Source organism: Prevotella amnii CRIS 21A-A (assembly GCF_000177355.1).
GTDB classification, from domain to species: domain Bacteria; phylum Bacteroidota; class Bacteroidia; order Bacteroidales; family Bacteroidaceae; genus Prevotella; species Prevotella amnii.
Genome location: NZ_ADFQ01000060.1, coordinates 1 through 648, shown reverse-complemented (window position 1 = coordinate 648; position 648 = coordinate 1). Strand labels below are relative to the sequence as shown.

Below are 648 nucleotides of genomic sequence, written 5' to 3'. Positions count from 1 at the left end.
ATGTCAGAAATTTCACCTATCTTGGTGCTGCAAACATAACAAGTAAGCAAATATCTGACGTAACAAAGGTAGCAATTAAAAACGAGAATATCACTTCTTTCGGTGGAATTTATCACATTATGGACGTTTTCTCAAAGTTGGGCTTTGAAAAACTTACCGAATCCGTATTGGGAAAACGTGGGAGTAGCGGCAAGGCATTCAGCCATGGAAGTATTTTCGGCTCTCTCTTCTTCAGTTACCTTTGTGGTGGAGAATGCCTTGAAGACATCAATGTGCTTATAGGACAGTTCAAGCAGAGACCTGAAACGCTATTACCCGGTGCCGACACTGTGGGGCGCGGACTAAAGGAACTTGCCGAGAAAAGTATTGTCTATAAGAGCGAAACCTCCGACAAGTCGTATAGTTTCAACACGGCACAGAAGTTGAATACCTTACTTTTACGAATGATACGGAGGATGGGGCTTATAAAGGTGGGTAGTCATGTTGACCTGGACTTTGACCACCAGTTTGTTCCTGCCCACAAGTTCGATGCAAAGTATTCTTACAAGCAGGATTTTGGCTATTTCCCTGGTTGGGCTTCCATTGGGGGAATCATAGTCGGAGGTGAGAACCGTGACGGAAACACCAATGTGAAATTCCATCAGAGGG

The 648-nt window shown here is 44.1% G+C and carries 1 pseudogene; it reads left to right on the top strand.

Annotated features, from left to right (window positions below):
• Positions 1 to 119 precede the first annotated feature (119 nt).
• Positions 120 to 648 (top strand): annotated as a pseudogene (locus HMPREF9018_RS05540) (IS1380 family transposase); the annotation flags it as partial.